Below are 17,101 nucleotides of genomic sequence, written 5' to 3' on the forward strand. Positions count from 1 at the left end.
ACACCCGCATGACCTTGGCCGAAATTGCCCGCCTGGCCGGCGTTTCCCGCACCACCGCCAGCTACATCGTCAATGGCAAGGCCAGGGAGCGCCGTATTCGTCAGGACACCGTGGACCGAGTGATGGCGGTGGTGGCGGAGCATGGCTACCGTGTCGATGCCCAGGCGGCGGCCCTGCGGCGCGGCAGCAGCCGCATCCTGGGGCTGATCGTGCCGGACCTGGAAAACTCCAGCTACGCCCGCCTGGCCAAGCACCTGGAACGCGGAGCGCGGGCCCAGGGCTACCAGCTGCTGATCGTCGGCTCCGACGACCAGCCCGACAGCGAGCGGGACCTGGCCCTGTCACTGCGCGCCCAACGCTGCGAGGCGCTGATCGTGGCAAGCTGTCTGGCGCAGCCGGCGTCCTTCTATACCGAATTGATGAATGAGGGTCTGCCGATCATCGCCATCGACAGGGGCCTGCCCGAAGCGAGCTTCGCCAGCGTCGTCAGCAACGACCGCGAGGCCGCCGAACAGCTCACACGCTCGCTGATGACGCCGGCAGTCAAGAGCGTGCTATGGCTCGATGCGGTGCCGCACCTTTCGATCACCGAAGAGCGCCGCGCCGGCTTCCGCGCAGGCGTAAAGGGACGCGAGCTCGAGTGCACCCTGGAAAGCGGCGACCACTATGCCCGCGAGGAAGGCGCCAGGCTGCTGGCTGACTACATCGACAAGAAGGGACTGCCCGACGCCCTGGTAACCGCGTCCTACATTCTGCTGGAAGGCGCCCTGGACGAATTGATTGCACGCGGCGGCCTGCCCCCGCGTCTGGCCATGGCGAGTTTCGGCGACAACCGCCTGCTGGACTTCCTGCCGCTGGCGGTCAACTCCGCCGTCCAGGATCATCGGGGCATCGCCGAGCAGGCCCTGGCGCTGGCGATGGATGCGGTGCGGGGTGAGTACCGGGCCCAACGGGTGGTGGTGCCACGACATCCGCGCTGGCGGCGTCCCCGTCCCCAAGGCAACTGAAACGGCACTTTCCCACGACCACTGAACAGTAGAGCTCAGCAACACAGCGGGACGCCGAAGCCGACCTCAGGTCTGGGAGGCGCGCCTCTCGCTGCGGGCAAAGGCCGCCAGGGTGCGTTCAAGCAGCTCAGGCAGCGCATCGATGACGCCTCTGGCATCCTCGATGCAGCCATCCAGGGCACAACGCTCCAGCGCTCGCGCCGCCTCGGCCAGGGCCATGGCGCCGACGCCGGCGGCCTCGCCCCTGAGCTGATGGGCCAGTTGGGCCAGCGGCTCCTCCTCGCCTCGCCGGTAGGCGCTCTGGATCTCCGGCAAGCGTTCGCGCGCCTGTCGCCCGAACAGGTCCACCAGAGCATCCCGGCGCTCGCCCCCAAGTCCTTCGTCCAGGGCATCGAGCGTATCGGCATTGATCAGTGAGGTGATACCCCTCGGAGTCGTCGAGGTCTCGGACTCTCCCAGCAGGTGGCGCTTGAGCACCATCAGCAGCGTGCCCATCAACAGCGGCTTGGTCAGATAGTCGTTCATGCCGGCGGCCATGCAGTCCGACTCATCGTGACTGGCGCCACCAGCGGTCATCGCCACCACGGGAACCTCACTACGCCAGTCGGAAAAGCTGCGAAGGCGTCGGGTGACCTCGCGACCATCGAGGTCAGGCATCTGGACATCCATCAATATCAGGTCAAAACGGCGCTGTGAGCAGAGAGCCAGCGCTTCCTTGCCGCAGGAAGCCAGGGTAGCCGAACAGCCGAGGCGTTCCAGCATCGCGATCGCCACTTCCTGGTTGACCAGATTGTCTTCCACCACCAGCAGATCCGCCTCGGCGAGCTGTTTGGGATGGGCGCGCGCCCTGGCCACCGTCAGCGGTTGACGGCGGGGTTCGTCACAGGGCACCAGCGGCAATCGGAACCAGAAGCGACTGCCCTTGCCTCGGCGGCTATCGACCCCTATCTCGCCGCCCATGGCTACTACCAGGCGCTTGGAAATCGCGAGGCCCAGACCGGTGCCGCCATAGCGCCGGGCGACGGAGGCATCGCCCTGACGGAAGGGCTCGAACAACTGAGGCAACAACGACGCCTCGACACCCTGACCGGTATCCACCACGTCGAACTGCACCCAGCCCTCGTCCACAGGCGCTACCGACAGCCTCACCATGCCGCGGTCGGTAAACTTGATGGCGTTGGCCAGCAGGTTGAGCAGCACCTGCCGAAGCCGGCCTGGGTCCCCCTGGAGTCGTGCCGGCAGCGTCTCGTCCACGTGGCCAAGCAAGCGCAACCGCTTGTCGAGTGCGCGCGGACGAAACAGCTCCAGGGCATCTTCGATCAAGGCATCGAGTGCCACCGGCTGAACATCCAGCTCCATGCGTCCTGCCTCGATCTTGGAGAAGTCGAGGATGTCATCGATCATGCCCATCAACTGGCGGGCGCTGTCATGAATGGTGTGCGAGTAGCGGCTGGCGGGCTCCGACAGTTCGAGATCACGCAACAGTTCGCTCATGCCGATGACGCCGTTGAGCGGCGTGCGGATCTCGTGGCTCACCGTGGCCAGAAAGTCGGACTTGGCCTGACTGGCGGACTGGGCGCGCCGGGCACTGATTTCCAGTTCGCCGCTCAGCGTCTCCAGTGCCTTGCGCGAGGCCTCGTTGTCACGGGCTTCCTTGAAAAGCACGGCAAGCATGACCCCTCCGGCCAGGCTCATACCGAGGATCATCACCAGCAGCAACAGGTACAGTCGCTGCAGACGAACACGCTCTGCGGTATTGATCTCGGCCAGATGGCCATTGACGGCCATGATCAACCTTTCGGTCTCGGTGGATAGCGCGGCAAGATGCTGGTCAAGAACGGCCTCTGCCTCGCTATCGAGGGACGCCAGGGCACTGACCTCGGCATCCAGGTCCTGCATCAGGCTGATGATGATCGACAGTTGGCGACGCGCGGCCGGAGCCTCCTCGACCAGATCGTGAATGTCGCTGTGGCGAAACAGGTTCAGTCGACTGAACAACAGATCGAACTCGAGCCTGAAGCCGGCCAGCTGTTCGGGTCCATGCTCCCCGAACAACAGGTGATTGCGCAGCAACACCACGTCTCGGTCCAGCTTGTAGGAATGCCAGGTGATATCCTCCACCACCTGGTGGGAAAGATTGTCATGGCGCCAGGCGACCAGACCGATCACCACCATGGCGGCGGCAAAGAAGGTCAGTGCCGCCACGGCACTGAATACCAGTCTCAGAGGATAGCGTCGCATACGGAACGGATGCGCCGAGCACCCTCCTCCTTGGGTCGGGAATCTGCTGGCAGAATGTTCGGGTCGACACCAGCCGACACACCGGGATCACTCACTATGGTATTGGGGCGCTGCACTCCCTGCCTTGCCTCCTGATGGCCTTCGACCGATCTCCCGGTGACATTGATCACGGGACCTCGATGGCATCTACCTGCCACACCGAACGAAACTGGACCGACTCGTTAAGTAGTTCTGGATGATCATCGAAAGGGTACAACACAAACAGCGGGCCGAAGTTTCGCACCGACATCGCTTCGCCGTCCTGCTTCATGGCAAGGATGACGTCATAGCGATAGGCATCGGAGACCGGGATATCGGCCACGAAGCCGTTCAAGGCGTGCACGCGAATGCTGTCGGCGGTGACACCGGCGGATTCCAGCACGCTGCGGAGCAGCGGCCCCTCGAAACGGCTGGCCTGGCTATGCCACGGGGTATCGGTCACCAGCGCACGACTCTCAAGATCGTCGAGCATGGCACGATCCAGCAGAAGCTGTGCATCCACATTGGTGTTCTGGATATTGCCCGATACTTTAAGCAGCACAGGCCCCTCCGGAGCTGGCAGAGGCTGGGAATGGACCTGGCCGATTCCCCCTGCTACCAACAGCCCCAGGAGGACACCCACCTGGCAAAGGAAAGCTGGCACCCGCATGACGTCTCCTGACTCTTTCTGCAGGAGTAGATTACGTGATCGAGCGCCAAAGGTCAGTCTGCGGGCCCCTCGAGCTTTGCTGGTTCAGGAAAACGCCCCCTGTCGGGGCGTCTTCACGGACCAGGTTGCCGCCCTCAGGCGCCGGGGTCGTCCAGCCGTTCGCACACCACCAGGTCTTCGTAGGCGTGCCAGCTCGCGTGCCCCAGTACCGGCAGAATCAAGGCAAGCCCGATATAGAAGGTGGCCATCCCCACCAGTACGCAGCCGGTGAGAATCGCTGCCCACAGCAGCATCGGTCGGAAATTGCGTGCCACCGAACGAATACTGGCCTCGATGCCCTCCATGAACGTCAGGTCCTGATCCATCAGGGTTGGAATCGCGACCACGCTAATGGAAAAGGCGCCAAACGCCAGCACACAGCCAAAGGCCAGCCCCACCACCAGCATGCCGAGGCCTTCCGGCGTGGTCAGAAGTGACGCATAGACCGTGGACGGATCCGGCGACTGGAGACCGAAGAACAGGGCAAACAGCAAGGTGGCCAGGCGAATCCAGGCGAGAAAGAAGATCATCATCATCACGCCCATCATGGCCAGTTGCCCGGTGTGGCCGCGCCAGGCGCCAAAGGCATCCCCCAGGGTCGGGGAGCGGCCTTCTTCCAGCGCCCTGCTGATCCCGTAGGAGCCCACCGCCACCAACGGCCCGATGAACATGAAGCCGGCCACCAGCGGCAACAGCCAATGCCACAGTCCCAGCGTCAGCGCCCCTGCCGTGACGGCGATGCTGAGCCCGACCCAGAACATGCCATAGGAAAGGCTGACCGCAGTGGCGGCCCGAAAGTCCTCGAATCCCGAAGATAACCACACCCTGGGCCGCCCCATACCGACGTTCTTGATGGAGATCTTTACCCTGGCCCCGCTCGACTCCTTGTCGTGTCGTGATGCTGCTGCACTCATCATCTACTCCCCCTTGTACCCACGGATGACGGTTGCCACCGCCCACCTGTCACGGGAGTCAAGGGGCAAGATGCGAGGTTCCTTCACACCATCGCCGGCGCCCATCGACTCTAATTTGACTGTAGTTGATGGGCCCTGGATTCGCCTTCAACCTACGCAAGCTTACGAAAACGCCCCCTCATGTGAGGGGGCGTCGATGGCGCTAGCGCTTGTCGTCTGGGTCAACGCACGATCATCACCGAACACTTGCTGTGATGGACGACGTGCTCGGCGTTGGGGCCGATCACGTAGTCGGCGAACTTGCGCTTGGTATGCGAGGCCATGACGATCAGGTCGGCATCGATCTTCTTGCCGACCTTGATGATGGCTTCCCAGGGGGAGCCATCGGCGATGATCGCCTGAGCCTTCAGGTCCTCCGGTACGTGCTCGACGATGAAGTCATGCTGCGCCTTCTGTACCGCTTCATGGGCCTTCTTGGCGAAGTCCTTGGGGAAGTAGGACCCCACCAGCGGCATGCGGTAGTCCGGCAACACCGTCACCAGGTGCAGGCTGGCACCAAAGTTGCGGCACAGCGAGAGCGCCACCGGCAGTGCCCTCTCCCACGACGACGGCTCATTGAGATCGACGGGTAACAGGATCTTCTGGTACATGACGGACCTCCTCAGGCCTTAGCCTCAGTGGTTTCGGGGGGCCGACGACGGCGCTGTGCCAACACGATCAGGGCGAACAGCAGCAGCGCCGGAATCCACATCAGCTCTTTCGGCCAGCGGTCCACCGGTGCCTGAATCTCGACGATCTCCTGATCGAAGTCGAAGCCGAGATCCGCAGCCTGACTGCCATAGGTCACCATGTCGACGATGGCGCGACCGTCCTCGACGATCAATTCCAGACCGAGATTGAGCAGGCGATCCTCACCGGTCTCGCCGTCTGCCACCGGCAGCGTCATGTAGGTCGTCAGCGGATCGCCGAAGGCGTCCTCGCCCTTGACCTGCAGACGCAGGGTGCTGTCCTCGTCCACGTTGCCGTAGGCCTCGACGAACTCGGACGGCGGCACACTGCGATAAGGATCATGGATGATGTCCATCCAGAAGCCCGGGCGGAACAGGGTGAAGGCCACCAGCAGCAGCAGGACGCTCTCGTAGACACGATTGCGGGTGATCATGTAGCCCTGGGTCGCCGCGGCGAAGATCAGCATGGCGATGGTCGCCACCACGAAGATCAATACGCCCTGCAAGGGCGCCACATCGATCAGCAGCAGGTCGGTGTTGAAGATGAACAGGAACGGCAACGCGGCGGTACGCAGGCTGTAGTAGAACGCCTGGAAGCCGGTGCGGATCGGATCCCCTCCAGAAACCGCCGCGGCGGCAAAGGAGGCAAGGCCCACCGGCGGCGTGACGTCGGCCATGATGCCAAAGTAGAACACGAACAGGTGCACCGCGATCAGCGGTACCAGCAGACCGTTCTGCTCACCCAGTTGCACGATCACCGGAGCCAGCAGCGCCGACACCACGATGTAGTTGGCGGTGGTCGGCAGCCCCATACCCAGGATCAGGCTGAGAATGGCGGTGAAGAACAGGATCAGCATCAGGTTGCCCATGGACAGGATCTCGACCACGTCCGCGAGCACCAGGCCGACCCCCGTCTGGGAGACCGCACCCACGATGATGCCGGCGGTGGCGGTGGCGATACCGATACCGATCATGTTGCGCGCACCGGTCACCAGCCCCGTCCACAGGTCCAGACAGCCTTCGCGCAGATCCTTGCCAAGATCACCCCGCCCACGGAAGGCGTGCATGATCGGGCGCTGGGTCAGCATGATGAAGATCATGAACACCGTCGCCCAGAAGGCGGACAGTCCCGGTGACAGGCGCTCCACCATCAGGCACCAGATCAGCACGATCACCGGCAGGATGTACTGCAGGCCTACCAGCACCGTGGGTCGGGTCTGGGGCAGCTTGTAGATAGGCTCGTTGGGATCATCGAGCTCGAGCTCGGGATAGTTTGCCCCCAGCTTCAACAGCGCCACGTAGACCACCGAGAGCGCCACGGCCACCACCCAGGGAGTCGCATCACCCAGTACCGGCTTGAGCCAGCCCAGGCCGTAGTAGACACCCAGCGCCACCACCATCATCAGCAGCAGACCACCGAGGAAGCCGATCACCTTGCGTACCAGCGGCTTGGGCGGGTTAGAGCTTTCCAGCCCCTCCATGTTGGCCTTGAGCGCCTCGAGGTGAACGATGTAGATCAACGCGATATAGGAAATCAGCGCCGGCAGGAAGGCGTGCTTGATCACCTCCACGTAGGAAATGCCGACGTACTCCACCATCAGGAAGGCGGCGGCGCCCATCACCGGCGGCATGATCTGACCATTGACCGAGGAGGACACCTCCACCGCACCGGCCTTCTCCGAGGAGAAGCCGACACGCTTCATCATCGGAATGGTGAAGGTACCGGTGGTCACGGTATTGGCGATGGACGAGCCGGAGATCAGGCCGGTCATGCCGGAGGCCACCACGGCGGCCTTGGCGGGCCCGCCCTTGTAGTGGCCCAGCAGCGAGAAGGCGACCTTGATGAAGTAGTTGCCGGCACCTGCCTTGTCGAGCAGCGCGCCAAACAGCACAAACAGGAAGACGAAACTGGTCGAAACGCCCAGGGCGATACCAAACACACCCTGGGTGGTCAGCCACTGGTGATTGACCAGGCCGTAAAGGCTGACGCCACGGTGAGCGAGGATACCCGGCATCCAGGGCCCCGCCAGCGAATAGAAGATAAAGATCGAGGCGATGATCATCAGCGGCGGCCCGAGCGCCCGCCGTGTTGCCTCGAGCAGCAGGATCAGGCCGGTCACACCGACGATGACGTCCTGCAGGATGGGTGCGCCAGGACGATCCGCCAGCTGTTCGTAGAACACGAACATGTAAGCCCCGGCGGAAGCGGCCAGAATCGCCAGCACCCAATCCTGAAGAGGAATGCGGTCCCGCGGCGAGCGCTTGGTCGCGGGGTAGGCCATGAAGGCCAGAAACAATGCAAAGGCCAGGTGAATAGAGCGCGCTTCGGTGGCGTTGAAGACGCCGACGCCGGCCATGAACGGCAACGGCGAAGCAATCCATAGCTGGAACAGCGACCATGCCGCCGCAACGCCTACCAGCAGCTTGCCGGGCGCACCCAAGGGGTTGCGCGAACCGGAGTCGCTGGAGGCGACCATGTCCTCGAGATCCACTTCGGACTGCGTGGATCTCTTGTTGTCCTCAGTCATAAGCGTGCCCTGCCTGGAAGAGGAATCGTCATGATGGAGGGCTTCGCCTCCATCCCCGAATGCCCGCTTTCGCGGGCCAGTCGTGCTGGCGCTGTCTGGTCTCTACCGAACGTCCGGTGTCGATCCATCGACGGGCCACAACGCACTGCGCGGCCGCCCAACGGCCGACCGCGCAGAGATTAGCTGGCTATTCCCCCGAGAGGGGAAGAACCCTTACTCGATCCAGCCCTGCTCGCGATAGTAACGAGCGGCACCTTCATGCAGCGGTGCGGACAGACCGTTGGATACCATGTCCTGCGGATCCAGGTTTTCGAAGGCCGGGTGCAGACGCTTGAAGCGATCGAAGTTGTCGAACACTGCCTTGACGGTCTGGTAGACCAGCTCGTCGTCGGCCTCGGCGCTGGTCACGAAGGTCGCGGCGACACCGAAGGTCTCGACGTCATCCGGGTTGCCCTTGTACAGACCGCCTGGAATGGTGGACATGGAGTAGTACGGATACTCCTCGACCAGGCCCTTGATGGCGTCGTCGTTGAGTGGCACCAGCTTGGCGTCGACGGTGGTGGTGGCTTCCTGGATGGAACCATTGGGGTGGCCGACGACGTAGGCCATGGCGTCGATGTTGTTGTCCGACAGGGCAGATGCCATCTCGGCTGCGTCGAGCTGCGAGGCCAGCGAGAAGGTGTCTTCGGTCCAGCCCTTGGCGTCCATCACCACTTCCATGGTGTTGCGCTGGCCGGAACCCGGGTTACCGATGTTGACGCGCTTGCCGGCCAGGTCATCGAGGCTCTCGATGTCGGCGTCGGCACGGGCCAGGATGGTCAGCGGCTCGCCATGCACCTTGAACACGGCACGCAGGTCTTCGTAGGCTTCGCCCTCGAAGTTGCCGGTACCGTTATAGGCCTGATACTGCACATCAGACTGGGCGACACCCATGGTCAGCTCGCCACTGCGAATACCATTGACGTTGGCCACGGAGCCACCGGTGGACGGCGCGTTACAGCGGATGCCGGTCTCTTCGCTGTTGCGATTCACAAAGCGGCAGACAGACTGGCCAACGACGTAATACACGCCGGTCTGACCCCCGGTGCCGATGGTGATGAACTGTTCTTCGTCCTGGGCCATGGCCGGGGACGTGAACATGGCGGCTCCGAGAATGGCGCTGGACAGTGCAGCGGCGGAGAAAGCATGGCGCTTCATGGTCACACCTCTTTTGGTATTGTCGACGTTGACGGCATGGACTCGTGCCTTGCCCCTCCTGGGCCGGCAAAAGATCCACCAGTCATTCCTTTTGCGATAAATTCACCTGGAGAGACCAGGCCGAATCATTGTAAAACGAGAGTTTAGCTACCGCTAACGTTTAGTGGGCGTTAATTTTTTCTGCACGCCCCTCAGGGCGTGGAGAAATATCCCTTCCCTCCCCGTCGGCCTGCAACGATGGCCAGGTACACAACGAGGACTTAAGGCGCTCGACCACTGACACTCGCGGAGCGGAAATCGAGCGTCGACGGTCTACCGTGAGCATAGCCCTTGGCACCGCTGACGCAATCGACTGCCGCCCATGTCGTCGCGCTGTCGATTCGGGTTACCCTGCCTCTTTCGCCAACTGCGAGGAATCCATGCGCCTGCTGGCTTGCCAGACCACAATCCCGGCGACCCGCAATCGGCTCGACCAGCGCGACCACCTGGACGCCCTGGCCGGGCGCCTGCGCACTGCCGCGTCGCAGCAACGCCCACAGCTGATCGTGCTGCCGGAGCTGTCGTCCCAGGAGTACGGCGAGCAGGCCTTCGAGGCGATGGATGAACTCGATGACGACCTGCAAGGGCCTGTGACAGCACACTATTGCGCGCTGGCCCGGGAACTCAGGTGCCCGATCGCCTTCGGCGTGGCGCGCAGATCACGCCGGGCCGACGGCTCCCTCTGGCGCCATATCAGCCAGGTGGTCGTCGACGCCGAGGGGCAACTGGCGGGAGCCTACGACAAGCTGCACTGCGCCCAGTTCGGCGCCAGCGCCGAGGCGGCCCACTTCAGCCCGGGCGAGCGCCTGGTGACGCTGGATATCGCCGGCTGGCGCGTCGGCTTCATGATCTGCTACGACCTCAGGTTCGGTGAGCTGGCCGCCCGCTACCGCCGGTTGGGCGTCGACCTCATGATCCACCCGGTGGCCTTCACTCGGGACTTCTCCTTCACCAGCTGGCACAGCTTCGTCATCACCCGGGCGATGGAAAACCAATGCTACTGGCTAAGCCTCAACCGGGCCGGTAACGGCTGGGGGCACTCGCTGTTGTGTCCGCCACTGGTCACCCCCGAGGCGTCGCCAGAGGTTCTGGGCGAAGAGGAAGCGTTGGTCAGCTGGCAGCTCGAGCGCGACACCCTGGAGCGTGCCAGGAAGCGGCTTCCACTGGCGGGCGACCGCCGTCAGGACATCGACCGGCTGGCCACAGGGCCGCTACCGTCACCGACGGTTACCACCGCAAGCCAATGACAGGAGTCTCCATGGACTATCCCTTGATCGAATGCATTACCGGTGACATCGCCCGCCAGGCCGACGTCGAGGCGGTGGTCAACGCAGCCAACGCCCAGCTGGAAAGCGGCGGCGGTGTGGCCGGCGCCCTTCACCGTGCCGCCGGCCCGGAGCTGGCCCAGGCCGGGCGGCCGCTGGCACCGATTCGCCCCGGCCAGGCGGTCATCACCGAAGGCTTTGCGCTGCCCAACGCCTGGGTGATCCACTGCCTCGGCCCGGTCTACGGCGTCGACGAACCGAGCGCCGAACTGCTCGCCGGCTGCTACCGAGAGGCGCTGGGCCTGGCCCAGCAGCAAGGCATCCGTCGAGTGGCGTTCCCGGCACTGTCCACCGGCGTATTCGGCTACCCGCTGAACGAGGCGGCGGAAATTGCCGTGTCCACGGTCCTGACCACCCTGCCCGCCTGCCCCGATATCGAACTGGTACGCTTCGTGCTGTTCGACGAGGCCAGCCGAGACGTCCATCAACGCTGGCTCGAGACGCTGACCGACAACGACTGAAGACCATGAACACAACAAGGCGCGAGCCATGCTCGCGCCTTGTGCCCCCACTGCCCAGGGTACTGCCCCAGGCGGCCTAGACGTTGTAACCCAGCACCCGAGGCAGCCACAGCGCGATCTCCGGGAAGATCACCACCAATGCCAGCGCCGAGGCCATCGCCGCCACGAACACCATGGCCCAGCCCAGGGTCTGCTCCAGCCTGACCTTGGCGACCTCGGTGGTCACCATCAGGTTGACCGCCACCGGCGGAGTAAACTGGCCGATGGCGATGTTCATGGCCAGCAGGATGCCGAACCACACCGGATTCCAGCCGAAGTGCTGCATCACCGGGATCAGGATCGGCATCATGATCAGGTAGATCGAGATGGCGTCCAGCAGCATGCCCGCGGCCAGCACCGCCAGCATGATCAACAGCAGCAGCAAGGTGCCGTTGTCGGATAGCCCGATGACCCACTCTGCCAGGTGACGGAAGGTGCCGAGCATGGTCCCGGACCAGGCGAAGATGCCCGCCAGGGCGATGATCAGCATGACCACCCCGGACACCACCGCCGCCTCGCCCATCAGCCCCCACAGGTCCTTGAGCGACAGCTCACGGGTCAGCACCAGGCCGACCAGGATGCCGTAGGCCACGGCGACCACCGCCGCCTCGGTGGGCGTGAACAGGCCACTGCGCAGACCGCCGAGTATGATCACCGGCGCGAACAGCGCCGGCAGCGCCTCGCGGAAGCTCTTGCCGATGGGTGGGCGCTCCATCTCGGCAGGGTCTTCCCAACCATAGCGCCGGGACAGCCACAACGCCGGAATCAGCAGCGAAGCGCCGGCCAGCACCCCGGGAAAGAGTCCGGCGGCGAACAGCGCCCGCAGATCCACTCCCGGCACCACGATGGAGTACAGGATCAAGGCCACCGAAGGCGGGATCAGGATGGCGGTAGACGCCGAGGAAGCGATCAGGGTCGCCGAGAAGGGCCGCGGATAGCCCGCGCGGGTCATGCTCGGCAGCATCACCATCGCCACCGCGGCGGCGTCGGCGGGGCCGGAGCCGCTCATGCCCCCCATGATCATGCACACCACCACCGCGACCACCGCGAGGCCACCATGGCGAGGCCCGATCAGCGCCTGGGCGAAGCGCACCAGGCGTGCCGCGACCCCCGCCCGCTCGAAGATCAGCCCGGTCAGGATAAATAGCGGAATGGCGATCAGCGGATACTTGGCCACGCTGTTGTAGGTATTGGTGCCAAGGGTCGCCAGCATCGCCGGCGACAGCCCGGTGACGATGCCCACGGCGCCGGACAGGCCCAGCGAAAAGGCCACCGGCACGCCGGCGATCAGCAGCACCAGAAAGGCGATCAGCATCCATACATCAGGCGTCATCGTGAGCACCTCCGCGCAGTCGCTCCAGGCTCGCCTGGCACTGGCGGAGGAACATCAGCCCCGACAATAGCGGCAGCCAGATCAGGTACCACCACTGGGGCAGCCCAAGTCCGGGCGACAACGACTGCCACTGGTACTCCTGCCAGGTCATGAGCGCACCGAACCAGGTGATCAGGCCCAGCACCAGCAGCCCGCACAAGCCCTGGAAGATCACCAGCAGGCGATAGCCAAGCGGCGGCAGCGCCCGCTCCAGCAGGCCGATACGGATATGGCGATGGCTTCGCAGAGCCACCGAGGCACCGGCGAAGGTCAACATGACCAGCAGAAAGACAGAAAACTCTTCGGTGAACGCAAAGGAACCACCGGTGATGTAGCGCACCACCACATTGACCAGGCTGATCGCACCGATGATCAGGATCGCCAGGGTGGCCAGGGTGCGCTCGATTCGTGCATCAGGACGTTTCATCGAGAAAGGGCGTCGGTAGGGAGTCAATCAACGCCGACCCTCGATCATGAGGGTCGGCACAAGGTTTACCGCCGCGTCAGAGCGGTTGCTCAGCGCGCGTCGATGGCGCTTCGGGCGGCCTCGACCAGGTCCTCGCCGATGCGCGGTACCCACTTCTCGTAAACCCCTTCGGTCGCCGCGACGAACGCCTCGTGCTGCTCCTCGTTCAAGTCGGTGACGGTCACACCACGCTCCTGAATGGCCGCCAGGCGCTCGCTCTCCTGCTCGCGGGTCATGGCGATCTCCCAGGCGCCGGCTTCGACCGCGGTCTCACGCAGCAACGCCTTCTCGTCATCGGACAGGGTGCTCCAGACCTGCTGGTTAGCGGCGAAGATCAGCGGATCGTTCATGTAGTTCCACAGCGTTACGTGCTCCTGGCCGACCTGGTCGATACGCGCCACGTCGAACACCGACAGCGGGTTCTCCTGGCCATCCACCGCGCCGGTGGTCAGCGCCGGCTTGGCGTCGGCCCAGCTCATCTGGGTCGGGTTGGCGCCCAGTGCGCTGAAGGTGTCCTGGAACAGCGGCGACCCCACCACCCGGATCTTCAGGCCTTCCAGGTCCGCCGGCTCGTCGATCACGCCCTGGGAATTGGACAGCTGGCGGAAGCCGTTCTCGCCCCAGGCCAGCGGCACCACGCCCCGCGACTCGATCGCCTGGAACACCAGCTCGCCGGCCTCACCTTCGGTGATCGCGTCCACCGCGCTCTCGTCCGGCATCAGGAAGGGCAAGGAGAACAGATTGAGTTCCGGCACCTGGGGCGACCAGTTGATGGTCGAGCCCACCGCCAGGTCGATCAGCCCCGAGCGCATCGCCGAGAACTCCCGGGTCTGGTCACCGCTGACCAGCTGGGAATTGGGAAAGACCCTGAGCGTCAGCTCGCCGTCGGAACGCTCCTCGACCAGGTCAGCCCACTTCTGAGCGGCCTGGCCCCAGGGGAAGGCATCGGAAAGCACCGTGGAGACCTTGAGTTCACGCGCTGCGACGTCCGCCGAGGCGGCCAGCGAGCCAAGGGCGATGGCCGCACCGACCAGGGTGAGAGAGAAACGAGACGGCGAGCGCGAGCCGAACAGAGATGTCATGACGTGTCCTTGCATTGATGCCCCCTTGGCCAGGCCAACGCTGACCGGCACCTGACACAAGCGCTGCATCAGAAGCCGGATCTAGCCTGGCGAAGGCTGGGGGTCGAGTGTGGTGATTAAGGGAGAAACGTATTGATCTTGTCGACTTTTCAATATGCCTGCAAACGGTAATCCGCGACAAGTGCCGCGCGATGCGCGAAAGGCCCGTTGGCCTTCGGACACGCACGCTCAGATGTCCTCGCCATGTCGTTCGTGCGAGGGCTGCACGGCTGGAGCTTGTGAGAGCGTGGACACCAAACGTCTGCGAAGGGGGTGCTAGCATGACGCGGTGAACAAGGCAGTCGAACGAAGGCGCCCCTCGGACCGGCCCAGGGGCTCTGCTATGCTGCTCGTTTTACCCATCAAGGACGACCGGTGCCCCTACGCGACCTCCTTCTCGGCCTCCTGGTCATCGTCATCTGGGCGTTGAACATCATCGTCATCAAGCTTGGCGTGTCAGACATGCCGCCCTTGCTCCTGACCACCCTGCGCCTGGCATTGGTGGCCGCGCTGCTGGTGCCCTTTCATCCGGTGGCGCGCCATCACCTGCCCTTCCTGGCACTGCTGTCGGTGACCTTCGGGGTGATGAACTTCGCCCTGCTGATCATCGGGCTCGGCCAGGCCGAGGCGGGTACCGGTGCCTTGCTGGTGCAGATGGGTACGCCCTTCGCCACCCTGCTGGCGGTGATCTTTCTCAGGGAGCGGCTCGGCGCAAAACGCCTGGTGGGACTGTTGCTGTCGTTCGGCGGCATTGGCGTGCTGGCCGGCGGGCCGACCCTGCCGGCGCCGCTGCCTACCGCACTGCTGCTGGCCAGCGCACTGGGCTGGGCGGTATCCCAGCTATTGATCAAGCTCGGACCCAAGGTCTCGCCGATGGCGATTGCCGGCTGGATCGCGCTGTTCGCCACTCCCCAACTGGCGCTGGCCTCCTGGTGGTTCGAGGACAACCACTGGCAGGCCATGCTCGACGCCGGCCTTGCGGGATGGGGGGCGGTGCTCTACACCGCCCTGATGTCCTCGATCCTGGCCTACGGCATCTGGTTTGGCTTGATCCGGCGCCACGACGTCAACCGGGTGGTACCGCTGACGCTGCTGGTGCCGGTGCTGGCGGTGATCCTCGGCATCGTGCTGCTGGGTGACAGCGTCAACGCCTACAAGCTGGGCGGTGGTGGCATGGTGGTCGCCGGGGTGGCGCTGATCGTCATCCGCTTCGGGCCTCGTCGTGCTCCCGCCACCCCGCCGGTACCCACCGCCCCCAGCAAGGACCCCTAGCCGCTGCAGCTCTCGCTGCTGCCCGGCCAGCTGACACAGTCGCCGGGACCGACGCCCAGCGCCTCGAACGTCCCGGCCTTGACCTCCAGGGCAGCGTGGTAGCGCGACGCCGGGCGGGTGGTCGGACATTCCTGGGCCTCGCCCTGGCAGGGCTCCATGCGACGAATCTCCTGGATGCGTCCGTCGGCACCGATAAAGGCGATATCCAGCGCCAGCAGGGTCTGATACATCCAGAAGCCGTTATGCACCCCCTGGGGACTGGCGTAGAGAAACAGCATGCCGGCGTCATCGGCCAGTCGCTCGCGCCCCATCAGCCCACGGTTGCGCTCCGCCGCCTCGTCGGCCACCTCGACCGTCAGACGACTCGGCCCCTGGGATCCATGGACCACCAGGGTTACCTCTTCCCTGTCGGCGGCGGCAAAGGCCGACGTCGCCAGAAAGGGAGTAGAAAACGCCACCGGCGCGAGCGCCAGGGAGCTGAGGAATCGACGGCGAGTCAGGGTCATGGAGGCCTCTCAGTCAGGATGGTCATCGGCAGGCAAGGCAGGCAGCTTATCCGCTTGCATCAGGTGGATGCCAGCAGCCAGCAACGAGACATTGACCCAGGCACCCTGCTCGAGTCCATTGCGCCTGGCGGCGTGGGTCGAGATATCAAAGCGCAGGGGCTGGCTTTCGTGGGGCACCCTCAGGGTCACGGAACTCTGTCCGCCCAGCACCAGCAGCTCGTCTACCCGCGCGGTGACCAGGTTTTCCCGCACCCCGCGGGAGGGCCGGTCGCGGCGCTGCAGCACGATATCGGATTCCGGCAGGTACCAGGTCACCCTGGCTCCCTCGCCGAGTCCCTCGAGGCCTGCGGCCACCTCAAGACACCACTCGCCCCAGCCAAGGCGCAGTCCCTGGGCGGTATCGACCACTCGCCCGCTGAAGATGTTCGGCCGGTCCAGCAGGCGCGCCACCTCGGGACTGTCGGGGCGCCGGAACAGCTCGCTCGGGGTGCCCTGCTGCAGGGTCCGGCCGCCATGCAGCACGCACAGGCGATCGGCCAGGGCGCTGGCCTCGTTGAGGTCGTGGGTGACCAGCACGATGGGGATATTGAGGCGTTCGCGCAACTGCACCAGCTCACGCTGAAGCCGACGGCGCGTCACCTGGTCCACCGCCGAGAAGGGTTCGTCGAGCAGCAGCACCTGTGGCTCCCTGGCCAGCGCCCTGGCCAAGGCCACCCGCTGACGCTGGCCGCCGGACAGCTCTCGCGGCAGGCGCCGCTCCAGCCCTTCGAGGTTGACTCGCTCTAGCCAGTGCGCGGCTCGCAGGCGACGTTCACGCCGCGGCAGGTGGCCCAGGGCGGTGGCGATATTGTCGGCGGCGTCGAGATGAGGAAACAGCGCATAGTCCTGAAACACCAGCCCCACCCTGCGCCGCTGCGGCGACCACACGACCCCCTGTTCGGCGTCAAACCACCGCTCACCGCCACAGTGCACCGTCCCCGAGGCGGGAGCATAGAGCCCCGCGATGGCGCGCAGCAGGGTCGACTTGCCGCTGCCCGAAGGTCCGACCAGCGCCAGCAACTCCCCGGGACGGCAGGCGAACTGCGCCTCGAGCGGGATCGGCCCGGGCTGGGCCAGGTCGACGTCGAGTCCCGTATGGACATCCTGGTGATGGTGCAT

Annotated in this window: 15 protein-coding genes; 4 read left to right on the forward strand and 11 right to left on the reverse strand. The window is 64.6% G+C overall.

All coding sequences use genetic code 11. The features are described from left to right. Nucleotides 1-8 precede the first annotated feature (8 nt). Nucleotides 9-1,007, forward strand: a complete 999-nt coding sequence (gene cra, locus NFG57_RS15750; RefSeq protein WP_348814738.1) for a catabolite repressor/activator — start codon at nucleotides 9-11, stop codon at nucleotides 1,005-1,007. A 66-nt stretch (nucleotides 1,008-1,073) separates the two neighbouring features. Here cra and NFG57_RS15755 read toward each other — a convergent pair whose 3' ends face one another. The 6 genes from NFG57_RS15755 to NFG57_RS15780 all read right to left on the reverse strand — a co-directional run bounded on the left by NFG57_RS15755 (nucleotide 1,074) and on the right by NFG57_RS15780 (nucleotide 9,342). After that, on the reverse strand, nucleotides 1,074-3,248 hold the full coding sequence (locus NFG57_RS15755) for an ATP-binding protein (protein ID WP_108448257.1): 2,175 nt from the start codon (nucleotides 3,246-3,248) through the stop codon (nucleotides 1,074-1,076). 166 nt (nucleotides 3,249-3,414) lie between these two features. Further along, the gene (locus NFG57_RS15760) at nucleotides 3,415-3,828 is read right to left on the reverse strand and encodes a molybdopterin-dependent oxidoreductase (RefSeq protein ID WP_231498610.1); all 414 of its coding nucleotides are present in this window, start codon (nucleotides 3,826-3,828) and stop codon (nucleotides 3,415-3,417) included. Between the two features lie 242 nt (nucleotides 3,829-4,070). Further along, a complete protein-coding gene (locus NFG57_RS15765) occupies nucleotides 4,071-4,889 on the reverse strand; it encodes a DUF2189 domain-containing protein (RefSeq protein WP_045994083.1) in 819 nt (272 codons plus the stop codon). Between the two features lie 221 nt (nucleotides 4,890-5,110). Continuing rightward, a complete protein-coding gene (locus NFG57_RS15770; protein ID WP_213229158.1) occupies nucleotides 5,111-5,539 on the reverse strand; it encodes a universal stress protein in 429 nt (142 codons plus the stop codon). Nucleotides 5,540-5,550: 11 nt separating this feature from the next. Next, entirely contained in the window at nucleotides 5,551-8,145 is a 2,595-nt protein-coding gene (locus tag NFG57_RS15775) for a TRAP transporter permease (protein ID WP_213229156.1), read from the reverse strand. Between the two features lie 213 nt (nucleotides 8,146-8,358). Continuing rightward, nucleotides 8,359-9,342 (reverse strand): TAXI family TRAP transporter solute-binding subunit, encoded by a 984-nt coding sequence (locus tag NFG57_RS15780; RefSeq protein ID WP_045994086.1) that lies wholly within the window; start codon nucleotides 9,340-9,342, stop codon nucleotides 8,359-8,361. Between the two features lie 419 nt (nucleotides 9,343-9,761). On the opposite strand from NFG57_RS15780, the gene NFG57_RS15785 reads away from it, so the two are divergent. Then, nucleotides 9,762-10,628, forward strand: coding sequence for a carbon-nitrogen hydrolase family protein (locus NFG57_RS15785; protein ID WP_052704464.1), 867 nt, complete (start codon nucleotides 9,762-9,764; stop codon nucleotides 10,626-10,628). 11 nt (nucleotides 10,629-10,639) lie between these two features. Next, a complete protein-coding gene (locus NFG57_RS15790) occupies nucleotides 10,640-11,167 on the forward strand; it encodes a macro domain-containing protein (protein ID WP_204248980.1) in 528 nt (175 codons plus the stop codon). 76 nt (nucleotides 11,168-11,243) lie between these two features. Here NFG57_RS15790 and NFG57_RS15795 read toward each other — a convergent pair whose 3' ends face one another. The 3 genes from NFG57_RS15795 to NFG57_RS15805 all read right to left on the reverse strand — a co-directional run bounded on the left by NFG57_RS15795 (nucleotide 11,244) and on the right by NFG57_RS15805 (nucleotide 14,117). After that, nucleotides 11,244-12,539, reverse strand: coding sequence for a TRAP transporter large permease (locus tag NFG57_RS15795; protein ID WP_045994088.1), 1,296 nt, complete (start codon nucleotides 12,537-12,539; stop codon nucleotides 11,244-11,246). After that, complete coding sequence (locus NFG57_RS15800) at nucleotides 12,529-13,005, reverse strand: TRAP transporter small permease (protein WP_045994089.1); 477 nt, start codon at nucleotides 13,003-13,005, stop codon at nucleotides 12,529-12,531. The genes NFG57_RS15795 and NFG57_RS15800 overlap by 11 nt, the downstream gene beginning before the upstream one ends. A gap of 89 nt (nucleotides 13,006-13,094) precedes the next feature. Beyond that, nucleotides 13,095-14,117, reverse strand: coding sequence for a DctP family TRAP transporter solute-binding subunit (locus NFG57_RS15805; protein WP_108132557.1), 1,023 nt, complete (start codon nucleotides 14,115-14,117; stop codon nucleotides 13,095-13,097). A gap of 423 nt (nucleotides 14,118-14,540) precedes the next feature. On the opposite strand from NFG57_RS15805, the gene NFG57_RS15810 reads away from it, so the two are divergent. Beyond that, nucleotides 14,541-15,437 (forward strand): EamA family transporter, encoded by an 897-nt coding sequence (locus tag NFG57_RS15810; RefSeq protein ID WP_348814739.1) that lies wholly within the window; start codon nucleotides 14,541-14,543, stop codon nucleotides 15,435-15,437. Here NFG57_RS15810 and NFG57_RS15815 read toward each other — a convergent pair. Then, nucleotides 15,434-15,943, reverse strand: a complete 510-nt coding sequence (locus tag NFG57_RS15815) for a DUF192 domain-containing protein (RefSeq protein ID WP_045994092.1) — start codon at nucleotides 15,941-15,943, stop codon at nucleotides 15,434-15,436. The two genes, NFG57_RS15810 and NFG57_RS15815, sit on opposite strands and share 4 nt — an antisense overlap. A gap of 9 nt (nucleotides 15,944-15,952) precedes the next feature. Further along, nucleotides 15,953-17,101, reverse strand: a complete 1,149-nt coding sequence (locus NFG57_RS15820) for an ABC transporter ATP-binding protein (RefSeq protein ID WP_108448254.1) — start codon at nucleotides 17,099-17,101, stop codon at nucleotides 15,953-15,955.

It is taken from the genome of Halomonas sp. H10-59 (assembly GCF_040070555.1).
Taxonomy (GTDB): domain Bacteria; phylum Pseudomonadota; class Gammaproteobacteria; order Pseudomonadales; family Halomonadaceae; genus Halomonas; species Halomonas litopenaei.